We start from the raw sequence: 20,970 nt of genomic DNA on the forward strand, positions 1-20,970 counted from the left end.
GTCCGGCCCGGCGCAGGGGGCGGCGGAGGGCCCGGGCCAGGGATCGACGCAGGGGCCGGGCGGCTCCAAGTCGGCCCCGGGCGCGGGGAGTTCCGCCTCGCCGAAGAATCCGTCCCGGGATCCGCGGAGTGACACGCCCGAAGGACGGCGGCAGACCCTCGGCGTGGAGGCCGTCGACGCCCCCAACGGCCGCCCGGGCGCGCTCCTCGTCGGCGTGCACGTCCCGGGACCCGGCTACACCGCGGGTCTCGTACGAGGCGACGTGCTGCTCGCCTTCGGCAGGACCCGTGTCGACTCGGCCGCCGACCTCGCGCGGGCCGTCGCCGCCGCGCGCCCCGGCACGGCGGTCACGCTCACGCTGCGGCACGCGAGCGGCGGCTACCAGCAGCTGTCGGTGACCCCCGGCGTCGTCACCTGACGGGACCCGCCGTCGCACGGTCACGCCGGACCGGCGTCACCCCGCCACTCTGAAGTGGCTCGTCAACCGGCCCTCGTCGTCGAGTACATGAAAGGCGAAACCGGGAGGCGCCTCCCGGTCCGCCGCCCCCTCGCCCTCCCACGGCAGCCGCAGCGTCCACGTCACTCCGGGCCCGACGACCAGTGGCAGCCCGCCGAATGTCGTGGCCGCGGGCGTGTGGGCGTGCCCGGTGATGATCCCGGCGACCTCGCTCCGGCGCTCCAGCAGCGCGGCCAGCGCCGACGGCCGGCGCAACTGGTACGCGTCCGGCAGCGGATGATGCAGCGCCACCGGCGGATGGTGGAAGGCGAGCAGCGCTGGCAACGTGCCGTCGAGTTCGTCGAGCGTCTCCTCGATCCAGGCGTACGTCTCCTCGTCCAGCTCTCCCTCGTCGCTGCCCGGCACGCTGGAGTCGCACATCAGGACGGCAGCCCCGTCGAAGACCCGCACGCTGTTGACCGGCCCGTCGCCCGCCGGTTCGCCGAGCAGCGCCTTGCGGTAGGGGGCGCGGCTGTCGTGGTTGCCCGGACACGTCAGTACGGGGAAGGGGGCGCCGCGGTCGCGCAGCCCCAGGATGCGCGCGGCCTCCTCGTACTCGGCCTCCGCCCCGTGGTCCGCGATGTCCCCGGTGACCAGCAGGGCGTCCACCGGGCCCGGCAGCTCCCACAGCCGGTCCCGCACCCGCTCGGCGCGCTCCGTCGCCCGCTCGGTCCCGTCGAGATGAAGGTCGCTGATGTGCGCGAGCACGAGCATGGTGGTCTCCGCCTCCCCTAGGTGGCCACTTAATGGCTTGAGAGCATCCAAACATTAGAACTAATGGTTGGGCAATCGGGGATCGTTAAATGTCTTGGCCGCGCCCCCTCCGTCGGGCCACGATGGGCCTCATGCTGAGCACCCTTCTCGCCTTCCTCGGCGCCTGCACCCTGATCGCCGCCTCGCCCGGACCGAGCACGGTGCTGATCATCAGGCAGTCCCTGCAGAGCAGGCGTTCCGGATTCCTGACGGTGCTGGGCAACGAGACCGGCGTCTTCGTCTGGGGAGTCGTCGCCGCGTGCGGCCTCACCGCACTGCTCGCCGCCTCCGAAATGGCGTACGACGTGATGCGCGTCATGGGCGCCGTCGTGCTCGTCGTCTTCGGCGTACAGATGCTGTGGCAGGCGCGGCGCACCAAGGGTGCGGCGGACGACGGCCTGGGGCAGGGCGGCGGGAAGAGCGGCTGGGCCTCCTACCGGACCGGGCTGGTGATCAACCTCGCCAACCCCAAGGCAGCGATCTTCGCGATGTCCTTCCTCCCGCAGTTCGTGCCGGAGGGCGCCCCGCACCTGCCCACCATGGTCGGGCTCGCCGCGCTCTGGGCGGTCTACGAGATCGGCTACTACGGCCTGTACGTCTGGTTCGTCGGCCGTATGAAGACCGTGCTGTCCCGGGCCGGCGTGCGGCGCAGGCTGGAGCAGGTCTCCGGGGGAGTACTGCTGCTCCTCGGCGCCCGGCTCGCCCTGGAGAGCTGATGTCCCGGGAAAATGACGCTCTTCCTAAGGAAGGCGCCGTTCGGAAAGTAGTGGTGACCGGCTCGCGCCGCCCTCGCTGTCCGGGCAGGATGCTGCCCGTAGCCCCTTTTGAACCACGGAGGCCCGGATGACCGGCACGCCCGCGCCCTTCACCGCCGACGACTACCAGGCACGGATGGAGCGCGCCGCGCGGGCCGCCGCCGACGCGGGGCTCGCCGGGGTGCTGGTCGCGCCGGGCCCCGACCTCGTCTGGCTCACCGGCTACGCGCCGCCCGCGGCCACCGAGCGGCTCACCCTGCTGGTGCTCGCCGCAGGACAGGACCCCGTACTCGTCGTGCCCACCCTGGAGGCCCCGGACGCCGAGAAGGCGGCGGGCGCGCCCGCGCTGACCCTGCGCGACTGGACCGATGGCAAGGACCCGTACGCGACGACGGCCCCGCTCCTCGACGCCGCGGGCCGCTTCGGCGTCAGCGACAACGCCTGGGCGCTGCACCTGCTGGGCCTCCAGAAGGCATTGCCCGGCACCTCGTACGTCTCCCTCACCGAGGGGCTGCCGATGCTCCGGGCCGTCAAGGACGCGGCGGAACTGGAGCGGTTGGCCGCAGCGGGAGAGGCCGCGGACGCGACGTACGAGGAGATCCTCAAGGTCTCCTTCGCCGGTCGCCGTGAGTCGGAGGTCGCCGGTGATCTCGCCGACCTGCTGCGGCGGTTCGGGCACTCGCAGGTGGACTTCACGGTCGTCGGGTCGGGACCGAACGGCGCCAACCCGCACCACGAGGCGGGCGAACGCGTCATCGAGAACGGCGACATGGTCGTCCTCGACTTCGGAGGACTGAAGCACGGCTACGGCTCCGACACCTCCCGCACCGTGCACGTCGGCGAGCCGAGCGCCGAGGAGCGGCGGGTCCACGACGTCGTCCGCGAGGCACAGGAGGCGGCGTTCCGGGCCGTACGGCCGGGCATCGCCTGCCAGGACGTCGACCGGGTCGCCCGCGCGCACATCACCGAGGCCGGGTACGGCGACCGGTTCATCCATCGCACGGGGCACGGCATCGGCGTCACCACCCACGAACCGCCCTACATGATCGAGGGCGAGGAACGGCCGCTCGTGCCCGGGATGTGCTTCTCCGTAGAGCCCGGAATCTATCTGCCGGGCCGTTTCGGCGTACGCATAGAGGACATCGTGACGGTCACCGAGGACGGCGGACGCCGCCTCAACAACACCTCCCGTGAGATGGCCGTCGTGCACTGACCACCCCCAGGAGACCCGGACCCCGAACGGCAGACGGCGCGACCATGACCCAGGCAGCGACACCCACCGCGGACACCGTGCGACACCTCGTCCGCTCCCTCCTCCCGGACGGCGGCGGGCCCGAGATCCGGCCCGTCGCCGAGGGCGGCCAGCACTCCACCTGGTTCGTGGGCGCACGCCATGTACTGCGGCTCGCCCCGGACCGCGAGGCCTCCCTGCGCCAGCGGCGCGAACTGCGGCTGCGCGATCTGGTGCGCCCGCACATCGGCGTCTCCGTGCCGGTGAGCATCGCGCACGGCGAGTGGGCGAGCGGTCTGACGTACACGCTCGACACGCTCATCCCGGGCGGCTCCGGCGAGCGGCAGGACGTCTCCGCCGTGGGCGAGGCGGACCTGGCGGGAGTGCTCACGGGACTGCGCGAGGTGCCGGTGCGCCAGGCCGAGGCGTTCGGTGTGCCCCGGGCCGCGCCCCGGTCCCTCGAAGCGCTCCGGACCGCCGCCGAGCGTGCCGCCGAACAGCTCGCCGCGGCCGACGAGTTCGACCCCGCCCGGCTCCAGCAGCTGACCGCGCCCGCGGCCGGCCAACTCGCCGCGCAGCCCGGCGCCGCCTTCCTCGTCCACCACGACCTCAAGGGCGAACACCTCGTGGTCAGCGCGGACGGGCGCGTACGCGGTGTCCTCGACTGGACCGACGCGGTGGTCGGCGACCCGGCCGAGGACATCGCGGGCCTCGCCCTCGCCGTCGGCGCCCCCGCCGCCGTCCGCGCCGCCACCCTCGCCGGTTACGGCGCCCGCCCCTGTCTGCGCGGTCTGTGGCTCGCCCGTTGCGACACCCTCACCCGCCTCGCCCACCGCCTCCGGAACCACGACAACAGCCCCTTGCCGCTCCTCCGCTCCCAACTGCGACGCTCCTGGGAGGCGATCCTCCTGGAACGGGTCACGGAGCTGAGGGACGAGACGGACGAGACGCTCTAGGGGGAGTTCGAAAGCTGGGGCCGGGGCGGCGCGCGTAAACGCTTGCGCAAGCCTTTACGTCACCCCTGCAGAAGCACCACGCACGACTCGCCCGGCAGGCTCAGTACCCCGTCCGCGCCCGGCACCTCCACCGGCTCCCACGCCGCCAGTACGCGGGCCGGCCGGGTGCCGAGGGGGATCGCCGCCGGGTCCTTGCCGAGGTTCACGGCCACCCGGACGTCACCGCGGCGGAAGGCGAGCCAGCGGGTGCGCTCGTCGAAGGCGACCTTGACGTCCGCGAGGTCGGGGTCGGAGAGGTCCGGCTGGGTGTGCCGCAGGGCGATGAGTTCGCGGTACCAGTCGAGCACGCGCGCGTGGAGCCCGTTCTCCGGCTCGGACCAGTCCAGGCAGGAGCGGTCACGGGTGGCGGGGTCCTGCGGGTCGGGAACGTCCTCCTCGGCCCACCCGTGCGCCGCGAACTCCCGCCGCCTGCCCCGGCGTACGGCCTCTGCGAGCTCGGGATCGGTGTGGTCCGTGAAGAACTGCCAGGGCGTGCCCGCCGCCCACTCCTCGCCCATGAACAGCATCGGCGTGAACGGCCCGGTCAGGGTCAGCACGGCAGCGCAGGCCAGCAGGCCGGGGGAGAGCGAGGCCGAGAGCCGGTCGCCCTGGGCGCGGTTGCCGATCTGGTCGTGGGTCTGCGCGTACCCCAGGAGGCGGTGCGCGGAGACCTTCGTGAGGTCCAGCGGGCGGCCGTGCCGGCGACCGCGGAAGCTGGAGTACGTACCGTCGTGGAAGAAGCCCGTGGTCAGCGTCTTGGCGACCGAGGCGAGCGGGGACCGGCCGAAGTCCGCGTAGTAGCCCTGCGCCTCACCGGTCAGCGCGGTGTGCAGCGCGTGGTGGAAGTCGTCGTTCCACTGCGCGTGCAGCCCGAGCCCGTTCTCCTTGCGGGGAGTGATGATCCGCGGGTCCGCCAGGTCCGACTCGGCGATGAGGAACAGCGGCCGGCCCTGCTCCTCGGCGAACGTGTCCACGGCGGCCGACAGCTCCTCCAGGAAGTGACACGCGCGCGTGTCGCGCAGCGCGTGCACGGCGTCCAGCCGCAGCCCGTCGAACCGGTAGTCGCGCAGCCACGCCAGCGCGCTGCCGAGCAGGAACGCACGCACCTCGTCCGAACCGGGCGCGTCCAGGTTCACGGCGGCGCCCCAGGGCGTGTGGTGCGTCTCCGTGAAGTACGGCCCGAAGGCGGGCAGGTAGTTGCCGGACGGCCCCAGGTGGTTGTGCACGACGTCCAGGACGACACCGAGGCCCCGCTCGTGCGCCCGGTCGACGAAGCGCTTCAGCGCCTCGGGGCCGCCGTACGGCTCGTGCACGGCCCACAGCGACACGCCCTCGTATCCCCAGCCGTGCCGCCCCGGGAACGGGCACAGCGGCATCAACTCGACGTGCGTCACGCCCAGTTCCACCAGATGCCCGAGCCGCTCGGCCGCCGCGTCCAGGGTCCCCTCGCGGGTGTACGTGCCCACGTGCAGCTCGTACAGCACGGCGCCAGGCAGTCCGCGCCCCGCCCACTCCGTACGCCACGCGTACTGCTCGTGGTCGACGACCGCGCTGAGCCCGTCGGGCCCGTCCGGCTGCCGGCGCGAGCGCGGATCGGGCAGCACGGGGCCGTCGTCCACCGCGAACCCGTACCGCGTCCCGTCCTGCGCCTCGGCCTCTCCCGTCCACCACCCCACGCGCTCCGGATCGGGCTCCAGCGCGCGCGTGGTGTCCGCGCAGTGGAGCGTCATGCGGTCGGCCTGTGGTGCCCACACCTCGAACTGCACGGACGGTTCTCCCTCGTCTGCTCACCGTGACGTCGCCGGTCCCATGGTGCGTCAAACGAGATCAATTCACCGTCGAATCCTCCGGATCGAACGACTTGAAAGGACCGGATCCGACGTAGGTGCTCCTCTGAAGTGCTGTGTTTTCTGGACACTCCGGCCGTGCTGCCAGACAATCGGCTCCGTGACGTCGTCCTCCGAGTTCCACACCTATCCCGCTCCCGCGCGGTTGTCGGACGCCGAGCGGGACCGGGCGCTGAGGGTGCTGCGGGAGGGCGTCGCCCTGGGAAGGCTCTCGCACGACACGTTCGTACTGCGGATGGAACTCGCCTTCGCCGCCCGCACCTTGGACGAACTCGCCGCGCTCACCGCCGACCTGCAGACGGAGAACCGTTGGTCGCGGATGCTGTTCGGCACGGTCGAGGCGGTCTCCGGTTTCACCGTGCGGCTGCGCAGGGCGTGGCAGGCCGAGCGGCTGCCCAAACTGCTGCTGCCCCGGCCGGAGCACCGGTATCCGCTGCGCATCGGGCGCGACCCCGCCAGCGGTCTGCGGCTCAGCCACGAGACGGTGTCCCGTGTGCACGCCGAGCTCACCCGCCAGGGCGGTATGTGGGTGCTGCGTGACCTGGGCTCGACGAACGGCACGTCCGTGAACGGTCGGCGGGTGATCGGAGCCGCCGTCGTCCAGGTCGGGGACCAGGTCAGTTTCGGGCGGATGGCGTTCCGGCTCGCCGCGGACTGAGCGGTTCGCTCCGCGGGGTGCGTCGTCTTGGGGCGCGGGTCCGCTGTGGCTGGGCGCGCAGTTCCCCGCGCCCCTGAAGGGGCGCGGAGCTGAAGCCTCCGTCGGCGGCTCCTGCTGATGTGAACGTTTCGGGCGTGCCGTGGTGTTGACGTACCTCCGTAGTCGTGACTCACTGTGCGTACGCCATGCACACCAAGTGAACCGATGGCTCTTCACAGCGGAGGTCAAGACGCTGCCGCCACTCCTCCGCTATCTGTCCGTCGACGAGCTTGGGGTGCGGGCCGCCGCGCTCGTCGACCGCCGCCCACGGGACGCCCGGCTGCGCCAAGTGGGCACGTCACGGGCCGGACTGCCCCTGTTGCTGCTGTCCGTCGGACACGGCAGCCGCCAGGCCCTGATCGTCGCGGGACCCCACGCCAACGAGCCGGTCGGCGGCGCCACCGCGCTGCGACTGGCCGAACGGGCCCTCGCCGACCCCCGGTTGTGCGACGGCGCCGACGTGACCTGGAACCTGCTGTTGTGCCTCGACCCCGACGGCGCCCGCCGCAACGAGGGCTGGTTGTCGGGCCCGTACACCCTCGGCCACTACTTCCGGCACTTCTTCCGCCCCGGCTTCCTCGAACAGCCCGAGTGGCTGCCCGACGGCGCGGCGTCGGCCGCCCTGCCGGAGACGCGCGCCCTGCTCGCCCTCCAGGACGAACTGCGGCCCTTCTTCCAGTGCTCCCTGCACGGCGTCGACGTGGGCGGCGGCTTCGTCGAGCTGACCCGCGACCTGCCCGGACTCGCGCCGCGCCTCGCGCACATCGCGGGGCGCCTGGGCATCCCGCTCGAACTCGGCCCGTACGACACGCTGTACTGGCCCAGGCTCGGGCCCGCGGTCTACCGGATCCCGCCCCCGCGGCGCGGCGACCTGGCCGCGGCCATCACGGAGGCGGCGGTCGAGTCCACCTGGTTCCACCCGCACCCGTACGGCACGGTGACCGCCGTCGTCGAGGCGCCCATGTGGGGCGTGGCGGCCGTGGGGGACTCCTCGGCGCCCGCGGACACCGACGGGGCCCTGCGGGCCGTCAGCCGCACGCTGCGGCGCGACACGGCCCTTCTGAAGGCCCTGCTGGCCCGTATCCGCCCCTCCCTGGGCACGGCTCCGGACGCGGACCGTCTCCTCGCACCGGTCGACGACTATTTACTGGTCTGCCCCGGCCTCGCCGACTCCTGGGACCCCGACACCGGTCCGGACACCGACGCGCGCCCGCTGCCGCCGCTCGACATGGCCCGGCTGACCGCGCTGCGCATCTCCGGGCGGCGGATAGCGCTGCGCACGGCGGGGCTGCTGCGCCAGCTGGTGACCGCCGCCGGGCAGGACCCGTCCGGCGCGACGGCCGACCTGGACCGGCTCATCGACGAGTGGTGCGCGGACTACCACGACGGCCACGGGGCCCGCTGGATCCCGGTGGCGCGGCAGGTCGAGTACCACGCGCGCGTGGTACTCGCCGCGTTCGACCTGGCGCGGCACCGGGAACCCGGCGCGCCTCCGGACGCGAGTCCGCTCGGTACGCCCCCGAGGAGGGCCGAAGTGCCGTTCGAGTGAGTCGGGGTGGGCCTCGGGGCCCGGTGTGCCGATGCACAGGCAATGACGAACACTCACAAAGCGACGGCGGCCGTACGGGCCTGTCTGCTGACCGCCTGCGCCCTCCTCGTGGCGGGTTCGGGGCCGGCCCGGGCGGCGGCGCCCCCGGAGTCGATCGCTGGCAACTGGCTCTACGTCACCGTCACCCGCGGCGACGCCCGCTCCAGTGACACCCGCGGCACCCTGCTGCTGTGCGACCCGCCCCAGGGCCACGCGCACGCGGTACGGGCCTGCGCGGAACTCCGCGCCGCGGGCGGCGACATCGGCCGCATCCCGCCCAAGGAGGTCTACTGCCCGATGATCTACGCCCCGGTGACCACCTCCGCGCGCGGCGAGTGGGCAGGCCGTGCGGTCACGTACAAGGAGACGCACTCCAACTCCTGCGTGATGGCGGCGCGGACGGGGTCGGTTTTCGCCTTGTCGGACTGAGCACCGATCACAGCGAACCGCCGGGCACGCGAGCGAGCCGACCTCCGTCGGGCACGCGCGCAACCGACCTCCGCCAGGCACGCGCGCAAGCCGATCGTCAGGCACGCGCGTGCCGCAAGAAGAGCCCTACGCGCGCGTGCAGCAGGGAGAGCCCCGCACGCGCGCGTGTGCCGCACGACAAGGCCCACGCGCGACGCCGGAAGCGATGCACGTGCGTGCCGCGGAAGGCGGCTCCCACCCTTGCCGCCGGAAGCGATCCACGCGCGCGCGTCCCGAGGAAAGCGACCCCCACGCGCGCGTGCCTCAAGCGCGCGCGTGCCTCAAGCCGCCCGGTCTCTGGCGTGCCGTGCTGCCGCCATCACCGTGCGGCTCTGGTGTTCGACCTGGTGCTCCAGTGGCACCCAGCGCGCCCGGAAGCGCTCGGCGAACGCCTCGCTCCAGGACGCGACCAGGCGCTCCAGAGGGGGCGCGGCGCGGTCGTCGGCCTCCTGGAGGACGCGCAGGAGCATCGCCGCGGCCCGCAGCGGCAGCCGTCGGCCGAACGCGTCCACGCTGCCCACGTACGCCATCGTCGAGTCCGCCGGTGGCGTCCGTGCCCAGTCGCCCGCCAGCCCCGGCACCAGCTCCAGCGCCCACTTGGCGGCGCGCAGCAGCGGTCCGTCCGGCCCGGGCAGGCGCGGCAGCACCTCGGCGAGGACGCTCTCGACCTGGATCGCGTCCTGGAGGAGGCGACGCGCCAGACGTCGCATGGCCGCCGCCGGGGCGGGATGCGGCGCGGGGTCGTCGACCAGGTCGCTCGCCCACATCGGCACCTCGACGACCGCGGTCAGACCGCCGTACCGGTGGGCGTGGTACCAGGTGCTGTGCCGGGCGTCGTCCGGCATGCTCGGGTACGCCAGGTCGGAGCCCGGGGCGGGCATCACATGCACACCCGGCCCGGAGGCGGGCCAGCCGGCGGCGTCCGAGGCGCCCGTCTCCACCGGGATGTTCAGCTCCGCCGCGGACTTGGCGAACGGTTCGGCGAGCCCCGGGATGTCCTTGGTCAACTGCACCCAGCTGCCGCCGAGATCCGTTCCGTGGAGGGTCACCTGGAGGTAGGGGCGCAGTTCGTCGATGACCCGGGTCAGGGCCCGCGTCTCGGGCGGCAGCCGGTCGGGCGGCAGCACGGACGGCGACCACTCGGGCTGCTCGGGCCCCGCCGGACGGAAGAAGCCGAGGTGGTAGTCGAGCAGGGTGCGCGGCGCCGGCGTCACATGGAGACTGGCGCCGTCCGGGTCCGCGCAGAGCAGGAAGTGCCAGGAGGTGTCGGCCCGCAACTCCCGGTCGCGCAGCACCCGTTCGGCCAGCGACAGCAGGGTGGAGCCGCCCGTGGGCTCGTTGGCGTGGGCGCCGGCGACGACCAGAACCGAGCGCGCGGCGTGGCCCACGGAGAGCAGCTGCAGCGGCCGGCCGGCGCGCGAGGAACCGACCTGTCTGAGCGAACACAGACCCGGCCGGTGGGCCGCCAACGCCCGGGCCGAGGAAACGATTTCGGTCACACTGGGGTAGCGCAGCTCCGGCAGGAGACTCACCCCCGACTAGGTCCGCTCCGGCGTCGCCATCCGCAGTACTCCACGGACCGGAGGAACTGTCAAGGACGTGAAGGGGCGCCACCGGGGAGCGCCCAGCAGCATTTACCGGTAGCCGGGGGGCATTTCGCCCCCGGACGGCGGGCGCGGCCCGTGTCCTCCGCCGGGCGCCGCCGGTCAGCCGCCCACCCCGGAGCCGGCGCCGGAGTCGTCGATCCGCTCCAGCAGCACTACGGGCAACGGTCCGAAAAGCTCCTCCACGCGCGCGTGCCCCGTGAACTCCCGCCCCGGAGCGAGCAGGTCCGCCCACCGTCCCGCGGGCAGCGCCAGCACCGTGTCGCGCCAGCCGCCCGCCTCCTCCAGGCGCAGCGACAGCCGGGTGACGGCCGTGACCACCTCCCCGGAGCGCACGAACGCCACACAGTGCGCGGCGCCCGGTCCCGACGCGGGAAGCGGCGCGTAGGTCGCCGAGTCGCCGAAGACGGCGGGCCGCCGCCCGCGCAGCCGCAGCGCGGCCCCGGTGAGTCCGGCCTTCTCGGCGGACAGACCGTCCGGTTCGGCCGGCGGGAAGTCCGCGGGCCGCCGGTTGTCCGGATCCACCAGCGCCCGGTACTCGACCTCCGTGCCCTGGTAGAGGTCCGGCACACCCGGCATCGTCAGATGGACCAGCGCGGCCCCCAGGACGTTCGCGCGCACATGCGGCTCGACGGAGCTCCTGAACGCGGCCACCAGCTGCCCGGGCGTCCCGCACGGCCCCGCCTTGAGGAACTCCGCCACGGCGGCCTCGTACGCGGGATCCTGCTCGGTCCACGAGGTGCCGAGGCCCGCCTCGCGGACGTGCTTCAGCAGCGCGCCCTGGAGCCGCTCCCCGGCCGCGGGACCGAGCCCGACCGCGGTCTGCCACGCGGCCCAGGCCACCTGCGGATCCGGTGCGCCGATCCCTTCGGCCGCCGTCCACCCGGTCACCTCGGCCAGCAGGTCGGCCCAGCGCTCCGGCATCTGCGTGAGCACCGAGATCGCCGCCCGTACGTCGGCGCTGCGCTTCGTGTCGTGCGTGGACAGGACGGTGCCGGTGGCGGGCCAGTCGCGCTGCACGCGCGCGCAGTACGCGTGGAAGTCCTCCGGGGACACGGCCGGGGACCCCGGTTCGCCGCCCACCTCGGTCGCCGACAGCAGCGGAACGTACCGGTAGAACGCGGTGTCCTCCACGGACTTGGCCCGCAGCGCCGACGTGGTCTGCGCGAACCGCGCCCGGAACGCCTCGTACTCGGGTCCTTCGCCGGTCCGGCCGAGCACCAGATCCCGTACGAGATCGACCGCCTGGGCCTCCTCGGGCACCTTGAAGGCCAGGCGGGCCTCGTCCGCGGCCTCCTCGGTGACGACCGTCGCGGCGTCCCCGGAGGTGTAGGGCCGGTAGACCTCCATGCGGACGAGGAGTTCGCGCAGCGCGGTGCGCAGGGCCCAGGGGGCGCGATCGCGCAGCGCGGGGTCGGGCGAGGCGCGGCACAGGCGGTCCGCCTCGCGCGTCAGCCGGTCGACCTCGGCGGCCAGCTCGTGATGGACCACCTTGTACGCGGCCCGTCGCACGGTCGCCTCCCAGACGCCCCCACGGTCGGCCTGGGGGGCCGCGAAACGCCGGTACTGGCCGAGGAGTTCCCCCGCGCCCGCCGGGTCCGTGAAAAGGCCGTCCACGTGCCGCAGCGCGTCGTATCCGGTGGTGCCCGCGACCGGCCAGGCGGCGGGCAGCGGTTCGCCGTCCGCGAGGATCTTCTCGACGACCGTCCAGCGCCCGCCCGTCGCCTCGTTCAGACGGCGGAGGTACGCGTCGGGGTCGGCGAGGCCGTCCGGGTGGTCGATCCGCAGACCGTCGACCACACCCTCCTCCAGCAGCTGGAGGATCTTCCCGTGCGTGGCCGCGAACACCTCCGGGTCCTCGACGCGCACCCCGATGAGCTCCGAGATGCTGAAGAACCGCCGGTAGTTGAGCTCGGTGCGGGCCAGCCGCCACCAGCCCAGCCGGTACCACTGCGCGTCCAGCAGCCGGGGCAGCGGCAGCTTCTCCGTGCCGGCCCGCAGCGGGAACACGTGGTCGTAGTAGCGCAGGACGTCCCCGTCGACCTCCAGGGCCCCTGTCTCCGCGCCGAGCGGCTGCCCCAGCACGGGCAGCAGCATCCGCCCCTCGTGGGCCCGCCAGTCGATGTCGAACCAGCGCGCGTACGGCGAGTCGGGGCCCTCGCGCAGCACCTCCCACAGGGCGTGGTTGTGGCGCGGGGCCATCGCCATGTGGTTCGGCACGATGTCCACCACGAGCCCCAGACCGTGCTCCCGCGCGGTGCGCGACAGAGACCGCAGCCCCGTCTCGCCGCCCAGTTCGTCGCGCACGCGCGCGTGGTCCACGACGTCGTAGCCGTGCCCCGAACCCGGAACCGACTCCAGGACCGGCGACAGATGCAGATGCGAGACGCCTAGCGAGGCCAGATACGGGACGGCCGCCTCGGCCGCCCCGAAGGGGAACTCCGGTTGCAGCTGGAGCCGGTATGTGGCGGTCGGCGCGGCGGGGGCGGCCGGGTCGGGACGCTCAGGTGTCATGGGAACCTACGTACCCGCCTGGGGGCGGTTTGTGCCATCGACACGCTTGCGCTCCGCGGGGGGCGCCGATTGAAGGTGCGGGTCCGCTTTGGCTGGGGTGCGCAGTTCCCCGCGCCCCTAAAGGCGGCGGCGGTGGTAGCTCGTGCNNCGAGCTACCACCGCCGCCAGTCGATCCGGCTAGGCCGGTCGTTGTAGCACCATCATGCTTCTGTCCACCAATGACAGGCGGTCGCCCGCCTGGACCTTCGCGCCTGTGCCTCGTTCCAGGCCGGATGGCCTTGCCGTGTCGACGACTACCTGCCACTGGCGGCCGTGGTTGACCGGTACCACGAACTCCAGGGTCTTTGGAGAGGCGTTGAACATCAGCAGGAAGGAGTCGTCGCTGATGCGCTCTCCGCGTGGTCCCGGTTCCGAGATCGCGTTGCCGTTGAGGAACACCGACAGGGCCCGCGCCTGCGTGGAGTCCCAGTCGCGCTGGGTCATCTCCTCGCCCTCGGGGGTGAACCAGGCGATGTCCGACAGCTCGTCGTGGGTGCCCTCCACGGGCCGGCCGTGGAAGAACCGGCGCCGCCGGAACACCGGATGGTCGCGGCGCAGCCACACCATCGCGCGCGTGAACTCCAGCAGCTCGGCGTCGCCCTCGCCCTCGGTGTTCTCGGGCCACGGCACCCAGGACAGCTCGTTGTCCTGGCAGTAGGCGTTGTTGTTGCCGCTCTGCGTGCGCCCGAACTCGTCGCCGTGGCTGAGCATCGGCACGCCCTGGGAGAGCATCAGCGTCGCGGTGAAGTTCCGCATCTGACGCGCCCGCAGCTCCAGGACCTCCGGGTCGTCGGTGTCGCCCTCGGCCCCGCAGTTCCACGACCGGTTGTGGCTCTCGCCGTCGCGGTTGTCCTCGCCGTTCGCGTCGTTGCGCTTCTCGTTGTACGACACCAGGTCGTGCAGCGTGAAGCCGTCGTGGCAGGTGACGAAGTTGATGGACGCCAGCGGGCGCCGCCCGTCGTCCTGGTAGAGGTCCGAGGAGCCCGTGAGCCGGGACGCGAACTCCGCGAGCGTCTGTGGCTCGCCGCGCCACATGTCCCGTACGGTGTCGCGGTACTTTCCGTTCCACTCGGTCCACAGGGGCGGGAAGTTGCCCACCTGGTAGCCGCCCTCGCCGACGTCCCAGGGCTCGGCGATCAGCTTCACCTGGGAGACCACCGGGTCCTGCTGCACCAGGTCGAAGAACGACGACAGCCGGTCCACCTCGTGGAACTGCCGGGCCAGGGTCGCCGCCAGGTCGAAGCGGAACCCGTCGACGTGCATCTCGGTGACCCAGTAGCGCAGCGAGTCCATGATCAGCTGGAGCACGTGCGGGGAGCGCATGAGCAGCGAGTTGCCCGTCCCCGTGGTGTCCATGTAGTAGCGGGGATCGTCGGTGAGCCGGTAGTACGAGGCGTTGTCGAGGCCCTTGAAGGACAGCGTCGGCCCCAGGTGGTTGCCCTCGGCGGTGTGGTTGTAGACCACGTCGAGGATGACCTCGATACCGGCCTCGTGCAGCGCCCGGACGGCCGACTTGAACTCCAGGACCTGCTGTCCGCGGTCGCCCCAGGAGGCGTACGCGTTGTGCGGGGCGAAGAAGCCGATGGTGTTGTAGCCCCAGTAGTTGTTGAGGCCCATGTCGACCAGACGGTGGTCGTTCACGAACTGGTGAACGGGCATCAGTTCCAGTGCCGTGACGCCCAGTTCGGTCAGGTGTTCGATGATGGCCGGGTGGGCGAGCGCCGCGTACGTGCCGCGCAGCTCGTCGGGCAGCCCCGGGTGCCGCATCGTCAGGCCCTTCACATGGGCCTCGTACAGGAGCGTGTGGTGGTACTCGGTGCGCGGGCGCCGGTCGTCGCCCCAGTCGAAGTACGGGTTGACCACCACGGAACTCATCGTGTGGGGCGCCGAGTCCAGGTCGTTGCGCTTGCCCGGCGCCCCGAAGTGGTAGCCGTACACCTCCTCGCCCCACTCGATGCCGCCGCTTATGGCCTTCGCGTAGGGGTCGAGCAGCAGCTTCGCGGAGTTGCAGCGCTGACCCCTCTCGGGCGCGTACGGACCGTGCACACGGAAGCCGTACCGCTGGCCCGGCATGATGCCGGGCAGGTACGCGTGCCGTACGAACGCGTCGGTCTCGCGCAGCTCTATCGCCGTCTCCGAGCCGTCGTCGTGCAGCAGACACAGCTCGATCCGGTCGGCGGCCTCCGAGAAGACCGCGAAGTTGGTGCCGGCGCCGTCGTACGTGGCACCGAGTGGGTACGCCTGTCCAGGCCAGACCTGCATGGATGCAACTCTTCCAGTTGTGCGGCGTCGCCGGGGGCGACTCCCGCCCGAGTCTCCCCGAAAGTGATGGAACCACCTATGACTTACGTCCCTCTTACCGGACGACCAGTGCATACGCGGTATGCCGAACCAGTGGGACTCGATCGACTCCTAGAGATGCAGGGGGAGTAGGGGGAAATGTGCGCACGATAGTGCACCGCCATCTGGGCAAGGTGGTGGCGGGTGCGGCCATCGCGGTCGCCGGTACCGCCGTCATGGTCGGGATCACCCTGCCGGGCTCGGCGGGCGCCGACGACTCCGGTGGCGGCAACGGGGCCGGCCAGACCTCCCAGCAGGCCGGACAGGGTAAGGACCAGGCTCAGGGGGCCGTACAGCCCGGCGTCGTCGAAGAGGCCCCGGCCGAGGGCGACAAGGGCAAGGGGCGCGACCCGCTCACCGACGACGAGACCGAGCGTGTCGAGAAGCTCGCCCTCGACCGGCAGCTCTTCCGGTCCAGCGAGAACGTCGAGGGCGACAAGGGTCCCCAGCGGATCACCGTCGACCTCGCCGAGCCCGACGAGAGCGAACTGGACGACCCGAACGCGCCGCGCCGCGCCGAGGTGTCGTTCTACGACTACAAGGACGACTCGCTCGTCACCAAGACCGTGAACCTCGACACCGGCAAGGTCGAGGGGACCGACACCCAGCACGGCGTCCAGCCGCCGCTCAGCCGTGCCGAGACCGTCGAGGCCGCACAGCTCCTGATCACCGACCGGCTCGGCGCCGGTCTGAAGGCCGACTTCAAGGACTCCACCGGCAAGGAGCTGACCTCTCCCGACCAGCTGTTGCTCAACAGCATGGTCTACCGGGCGAACGCCGGCACGCCCGCGGCCCTCGCCGACTGCGGCAAGCACCGCTGCCTGCGGCTCTTCGTGAAGGCCAAGAACGGCCCCTGGATCGACAGCCGTGACCTGGTGGTCGATCTGAGCGCCCGGAAGATCGCCAAGGTCGGCTGACCTTCCCTTCCGTTCAGCCTCTCGCGTTCACCGGCCCGGGTTCGGTCCGGTCCGGCGAAGTCCGTCCACTTTTCCAACTTTCCTGCTTGTGCAAGGGAGTCACTTCTTCATGCGCGTGAACACCATCAACCGCGCCCGCAGGCGAACGGCGGTGGGCCTCTCGGTGGCCGCCCTGACCGTCGGCGCCACCACGGCCGCGGGGCCGGCCGTCGCCCAGCCCAAGGCCGCCCCCGCGGCAGCCGCCGACTGCAGCGCGGAGTACAAGATCGAGCAGACGCTCACCACCGGCACCAAGTGGTCGATGTGCTGGCACTACGAGAGCGAGGCCGGGCTCGTCCTGGAGAACATCTCGTACCAGCCCAAGGGCGAAGCGGCCCCCATACGTGTCCTGACGAGCGCGAAGCTCGCCCAGATCCACGTCCCCTACGACGACGGCTCGGTCGAGTACGACGACCTCACCGGCGCCGGATTCGGCCAGGGCCTGATGGACATGGCCCCCGGCGAGTGCCCCGGCGGCACCATCAAGACGGTCAAGGTCCCCGACGCCTGGGACCCGGAGCACCCGAACGTCAAGGGCCTGTGCACCACGACCCGTTCGCGCGGCCACGCCTACCGCATGCAGGGCGACTCGGCGAGCAAGGTCTTCCAGCAGCAGGGCAAGGACCTGCTCGTCTACACCGTCAACCAGGTCGGCTGGTACGAGTACATCACCGAGTGGCGCTTCTCGGACGACGGCGCGATCAACATGAACGTCGGCGCCACCGGCAGCCTCTCGCCCGGTGACTACGACGCCGGTGACGGCCGCGGCTGGCCGATCGGCAAGGGCGCCAAGGCGTACGCCACCAGCCACAGCCACAACGTCTTCTGGCGGCTCAACTTCGGCCTCGACGGCAACTCCAAGAACAAGGTCGAGCAGTACGACTCCGTGGTCAGCCCGCCCGCCGCCAACGGCGAGGCGCCGCGCAACAAGACCACCCGCAAGGCGATCACCAAGGAACTCGCGGGCGACGCCAAGAACATGCGCTGGTGGCGCGTGGTCAGCACGACCGGCAAGAACAAGGACGACCACGCCCGTTCGTACGAAATCGTCCCGGGCGCCACCTCCAAGTACCCGGGCCGCAGCTTCACCAAGCGCGACGTCTATTTCACCCAGTACAAGAAGTGCGAGCAGTTCGCCAGCAACAACCTGCGCAACTGCGGTACGGGAGCCGGTAAGTCCGTCGACAAGTGGGTCAACGGACAGAACCTCACGCACCCCGTGGCCTGGGTGAACATCGGCTTCCACCACGTCGCCCGGGACGAGGACCAGCAGCCCATGCCGGTCCACTGGCAGGGCTTCTCCATCGCCCCGCGCGATGTCACCGCTATGAATCCGCTCACTCCGCCGGAGCTGGCCGATCAGAACGGCAAGCCGGACAACGGTAGTTGAGAAACGACCTGTCCATCCGGCTGCACCGTCGGCCGCTCCCGGAGTACCCTTCCTTGATCGTTGGCTGGGGGAGTGCTCGGGGGAGCGGAAGGCGGTGCGCGGGTGGGGTCCGGAGGGCTGGAGTTGCCCCCTGGTGACGGCGGTCACGAGGGGAGCTCCACGGATGCCCCACCGGGCGCGGTGTCCCTGGCGCGACCGATGGAAATCGGAGCGGAGCTGGACTGGGGCGCCGACGCCTGGCGCGAGGTGCGTACGCGCGCCCAGCGGGCCGGCCGGGCCTACATCTGGCTGAACCTCGTCGAACAGCGGCTGCGCGCGGTCGTGGCCGCTGTTCTGCGCCCGATCTACGAACCCGTCCACGGCGAGGACGACTGGGTGGTCGCCGCCGCCGGACCCGCCGGGCAGGAATGGGTGCAGCGCGCCGTCGCCGTACGCGAAGTCAGCCGCCGCAAGGGCTACTTGCTCGACCCCGCCGACGACAACGTCCTGAGCTTCCTCACGTTGCCCCAGCTGCGCGAGCTGATGGTGCAGCACTGGCCGTGCTTCGAGCCGTACTTCGACGAGCGCAGGGACGTCGAACTCGCCCTGGACGAACTGGAAGTCACCCGCAACGTCGTCTCGCGCAACAGGGCGCTGTCCGAGGCCGTCCTCGCCCAGGCCGAGCGCGCCTCCGCGAAGCTCCTGGAGATACTCGGCGCGGGCAGCGACGTACCGTCCGCGCGCCGGCTTCCCGTCGACGCGGTCGAGAACCTGGTCGGCGACCGGTACGCGGACGTGGTGGGCGTGCACTCGGACCGGGTGCGGCTGATGCGGCAGTTCCCCGCCGAGGACATCTTCGGCGGGGCGCGCCGCCTCGACGCCATCGGCATCGGCCTCAACCTCCTCGTGCAGAACTTCTCCGGACGGCGGCTCGTCAGGCTGGCCGAGTCCGGCTGCCGGGTGCGGCTGCTGTTCCTGAACCCGGCCTCCAGCGCGGTCAAGCGCCGCGAGCGTGAACTCGGCATCAAGCGGGGCGAGTTGAGTCGCTCCGTCGAGATGAACATCCTGCACATGCGCCGGGTCCGGGCCCGGCTGCGCGATCCCGGCGCCTTCGAGATCCAGGTCTACGACGAGACGCCCCGCTTCACGGCGTACCTCGTCGACGGGGACGGCTCGGACGGCATAGCGGTCGTGCAGTCGTATCTGCGGCGGACGCGCGGGATGGAGGCTCCGGTGCTCGTGCTGCGCGGCGGAGGGCGGGTGTTGAAGCCGGACGAGGTCGGCGAAGAAGGGCTTTTCGGGACGTATCGCGAGGAGTTCGAGGTGGCTTGGGCCGATTCACGGCCTGTGTCCTGACAGCTCCCGTGACGGGCCTGTGCCCGGCTTCGCGGCCGGTCCGGTGGCAGGCCTGGTGACGGGGCCTGATGAGCGTCAAGCGGAATGCGGTCGTCGGATTGTCAGTGGCCCATGGGATCGTGGAGGTCATTGGGGGATCGCACCACGAAGAAGGGGGCCGGCATGGGTTGGCACGGGGAATTGCTGGTCGGCTTCGACCTGGAGACGACCGGGACGGATCCGCGCGAGGCGCGCATCGTCACCGGGGCCGTGATCGAGGTCAGGGGGACGGAGCCGGTCGGGCACCGAGAATGGCTCGCCGACCCGGGAGTCGAGATCCCGGCGGACGCGGTGGCGGTGCACGGGATCAGCAACGAAAGGGCGACGGCCGACGGCAGGCCCGCCGACCAGGTGGCCGACGCGATCGCCTCGGTCCTCGTCTCGTACTGGCAGTCGGGCGTCCCGGTCGTGGCGTACAACGCGGCCTTCGACCTGACCCTGCTCTCCGCCGAACTGCGGCGGTACGGACTGCCGTCACTGCGCGACCGGCTCGGCGGAGTCGATCCCGCGCCGGTCATCGACCCGTACACGATCGACCGCTCGGTGGACCGCTACCGCCGCGGCAAGCGGAATCTCGAAGCGGTCTGCGCGGAGTACGGGATCGCGCTCGACTCCGCCCACGACGCCTCGGCGGACGCCCTGGCGGCGGCCCGCCTCGCCGGCGCGATAGCCGCCCGCCACCCCAAGGTCGCGGCGCTCGGCCCGGCGGAACTGCACCGCCGCCAGATCGAGTGGTACGCGGAATGGGCGGCCGACTTCCAGGCCTTCCTGCGCCGCAAGGGGGACGAGACGGCGGTGGTGGACGGGGTGTGGCCGCTGCGGGACCTGGCGGACGCGGACGAGCGGGTCTGAACCGCTCGTTCACGCCGGTCGTTGAGCCTCCTCAGCGCGTTGGCGCTCCGCCGGGAGAGCCTGCTGTATGAGGTTGTCCTCGAGGTGCGGGTCCGCTGTGGCTGGCCGCGCAGTTCCCCGCGCCCCTGAGGGGGCCGTGGCTCGGTGGGCGCGTTCGATCGCCTGGCCCCAGTACGTTCCGGTGACCAACAGGGTCGCGCCGAGGGCGGTCACCGGGGTGAAGTGGTCGCCTGCGAGGGCGATGCCGACCGCGGCGGCCCAGATCGGTTCGGTGCCGAGGAGGAGGCTGGCGCGGCTCGCCGAGGTGCGCTGGACGGCCCAGGTCTGCGCGAGGAACGCGAACACGCTGCAGAACAGGGCGAGATAGAGCAGCTGGGCCCAGCCCGCGACGCCGATGTGGGCGAGCGTGGACAGTTCGCCGGACGCGGGCAGCAGGAACAGCGCCGAGCCGACCAGGGTCTGCACGGTGGTCAGCCGCAGCGGGCGGATCGCACGGTTCACGGTGAGCCGGCCGACGAGTGCCACATGCACCGCCCGGATCAGCGCCGCGGCGAGCATCAGCAGGTCGCCGAGGCGGGGCGCGTGGAAGCCGTTGCCCGACATGAGCAGGCCGACGGCCAGCAGGCACACACCGGCGGCTGCGTAGAAGGGGAGCGGGAGGCCGCCGCGGTGGCCCGAGCGGTCGAGGAGGGGAGTGATCACGATGGTCAGGCTGATGATCAGCCCCGCGTTCGCGGCACTCGTGTGGGCGACACCGTATGTCTCCACCACCAGGACGGCTGCCTGGGTGATCCCCAGAGGCACGCCGATCCGGAGCTCGTCGCGGGTCCATCCGCGGGACTTCCGGTCGGCGGCGACCAGACCGAGACAGGCGAGCGCGGACAGGGCGTACCGCGCGAACAGCACGACCAGGACGGGCAGTACGGCGGTGGCGGTCTGGGCGGACAGATAGCTGGAACCCCAGACGAGGGCTACGAGGAGGAGTACCGCATCGGTACGTCGGGCATCGGGCACGCGCTCACCCTGCACCGTCCACGTCCCTGAAGCCCAGAGCCAACTTCTTAAACGATC

At 71.8% G+C, this 20,970-nt stretch carries 17 protein-coding genes; 11 read left to right on the top strand and 6 right to left on the bottom strand.

Annotation, left to right across the window (positions count from 1 at the left end):
* Positions 1-418, top strand: a 418-nt coding sequence (locus AOK17_RS52650) for a PDZ domain-containing protein (RefSeq protein ID WP_245697506.1), incomplete at its 5' end; no start/stop codon positions are given.
* 36 nt (positions 419-454) lie between these two features.
* Here AOK17_RS52650 and AOK17_RS32070 read toward each other — a convergent pair.
* Positions 455-1,210, bottom strand: coding sequence for a metallophosphoesterase (locus AOK17_RS32070; RefSeq protein ID WP_079053401.1), 756 nt, complete (start codon positions 1,208-1,210; stop codon positions 455-457).
* Between the two features lie 131 nt (positions 1,211-1,341).
* Between AOK17_RS32070 and AOK17_RS32075 the strand changes: the two genes are divergently transcribed.
* From AOK17_RS32075 to AOK17_RS32085, 3 genes are all read left to right on the top strand, one after another.
* Positions 1,342-1,965, top strand: a complete 624-nt coding sequence (locus AOK17_RS32075; RefSeq protein ID WP_055616082.1) for a LysE family translocator — start codon at positions 1,342-1,344, stop codon at positions 1,963-1,965.
* A gap of 127 nt (positions 1,966-2,092) precedes the next feature.
* Positions 2,093-3,217, top strand: a complete 1,125-nt coding sequence (locus tag AOK17_RS32080; RefSeq protein WP_055616083.1) for an aminopeptidase P family protein — start codon at positions 2,093-2,095, stop codon at positions 3,215-3,217.
* A 44-nt stretch (positions 3,218-3,261) separates the two neighbouring features.
* Positions 3,262-4,191, top strand: coding sequence for an aminoglycoside phosphotransferase family protein (locus AOK17_RS32085; protein ID WP_055616084.1), 930 nt, complete (start codon positions 3,262-3,264; stop codon positions 4,189-4,191).
* Between the two features lie 59 nt (positions 4,192-4,250).
* On the opposite strand, the gene treZ is transcribed toward AOK17_RS32085, so the two are convergent.
* A complete protein-coding gene (gene treZ / locus AOK17_RS32090) occupies positions 4,251-5,996 on the bottom strand; it encodes a malto-oligosyltrehalose trehalohydrolase (protein ID WP_055616085.1) in 1,746 nt (581 codons plus the stop codon).
* A 181-nt stretch (positions 5,997-6,177) separates the two neighbouring features.
* Here treZ and AOK17_RS32095 point away from each other — a divergent pair, with 181 nt between their 5' ends.
* The 3 genes from AOK17_RS32095 to AOK17_RS32105 all read left to right on the top strand — a co-directional run bounded on the left by AOK17_RS32095 (position 6,178) and on the right by AOK17_RS32105 (position 8,791).
* Positions 6,178-6,735, top strand: coding sequence for an FHA domain-containing protein (locus AOK17_RS32095; RefSeq protein WP_055616086.1), 558 nt, complete (start codon positions 6,178-6,180; stop codon positions 6,733-6,735).
* A 196-nt stretch (positions 6,736-6,931) separates the two neighbouring features.
* Entirely contained in the window at positions 6,932-8,323 is a 1,392-nt protein-coding gene (locus AOK17_RS32100) for a M14 family zinc carboxypeptidase (RefSeq protein WP_107102556.1), read from the top strand.
* Between the two features lie 42 nt (positions 8,324-8,365).
* Positions 8,366-8,791, top strand: a complete 426-nt coding sequence (locus AOK17_RS32105) for an SSI family serine proteinase inhibitor (RefSeq protein WP_055616087.1) — start codon at positions 8,366-8,368, stop codon at positions 8,789-8,791.
* A gap of 320 nt (positions 8,792-9,111) precedes the next feature.
* On the opposite strand, the gene AOK17_RS32110 is transcribed toward AOK17_RS32105, so the two are convergent.
* The 3 genes from AOK17_RS32110 to glgX all read right to left on the bottom strand — a co-directional run bounded on the left by AOK17_RS32110 (position 9,112) and on the right by glgX (position 15,249).
* Complete coding sequence (locus AOK17_RS32110) at positions 9,112-10,362, bottom strand: M14 family zinc carboxypeptidase (RefSeq protein ID WP_055616088.1); 1,251 nt, start codon at positions 10,360-10,362, stop codon at positions 9,112-9,114.
* Positions 10,363-10,536: 174 nt separating this feature from the next.
* Positions 10,537-12,948, bottom strand: coding sequence for a malto-oligosyltrehalose synthase (gene treY, locus AOK17_RS32115; protein WP_055616089.1), 2,412 nt, complete (start codon positions 12,946-12,948; stop codon positions 10,537-10,539).
* A 177-nt stretch (positions 12,949-13,125) separates the two neighbouring features.
* Positions 13,126-15,249 carry a glycogen debranching protein GlgX gene (gene glgX / locus AOK17_RS32120; RefSeq protein WP_055616090.1) on the bottom strand — a complete coding sequence of 708 codons (2,124 nt, stop codon included), beginning with the start codon at positions 15,247-15,249 and terminating at the stop codon, positions 13,126-13,128.
* 179 nt (positions 15,250-15,428) lie between these two features.
* Here glgX and AOK17_RS32125 point away from each other — a divergent pair, with 179 nt between their 5' ends.
* From AOK17_RS32125 to AOK17_RS32140, 4 genes are all read left to right on the top strand, one after another.
* Positions 15,429-16,244 (top strand): hypothetical protein, encoded by an 816-nt coding sequence (locus AOK17_RS32125; RefSeq protein ID WP_055616091.1) that lies wholly within the window; start codon positions 15,429-15,431, stop codon positions 16,242-16,244.
* Positions 16,245-16,353: 109 nt separating this feature from the next.
* On the top strand, positions 16,354-17,673 hold the full coding sequence (locus tag AOK17_RS32130) for a copper amine oxidase (protein ID WP_055616092.1): 1,320 nt from the start codon (positions 16,354-16,356) through the stop codon (positions 17,671-17,673).
* Positions 17,674-17,775: 102 nt separating this feature from the next.
* Entirely contained in the window at positions 17,776-19,008 is a 1,233-nt protein-coding gene (locus tag AOK17_RS32135) for an SAV2148 family HEPN domain-containing protein (protein WP_055616093.1), read from the top strand.
* 162 nt (positions 19,009-19,170) lie between these two features.
* On the top strand, positions 19,171-19,899 hold the full coding sequence (locus tag AOK17_RS32140) for a 3'-5' exonuclease (RefSeq protein WP_055616094.1): 729 nt from the start codon (positions 19,171-19,173) through the stop codon (positions 19,897-19,899).
* Positions 19,900-19,908: 9 nt separating this feature from the next.
* Here the strand turns inward: AOK17_RS32140 and AOK17_RS32145 are convergent, their stop codons facing one another.
* Positions 19,909-20,913 (bottom strand): DMT family transporter, encoded by a 1,005-nt coding sequence (locus AOK17_RS32145; RefSeq protein ID WP_079053405.1) that lies wholly within the window; start codon positions 20,911-20,913, stop codon positions 19,909-19,911.
* Between the last annotated feature and the right edge of the window lie 57 nt (positions 20,914-20,970).

This window comes from Streptomyces phaeochromogenes, assembly GCF_001418655.1.
Lineage (GTDB): Bacteria > Actinomycetota > Actinomycetes > Streptomycetales > Streptomycetaceae > Streptomyces > Streptomyces phaeochromogenes.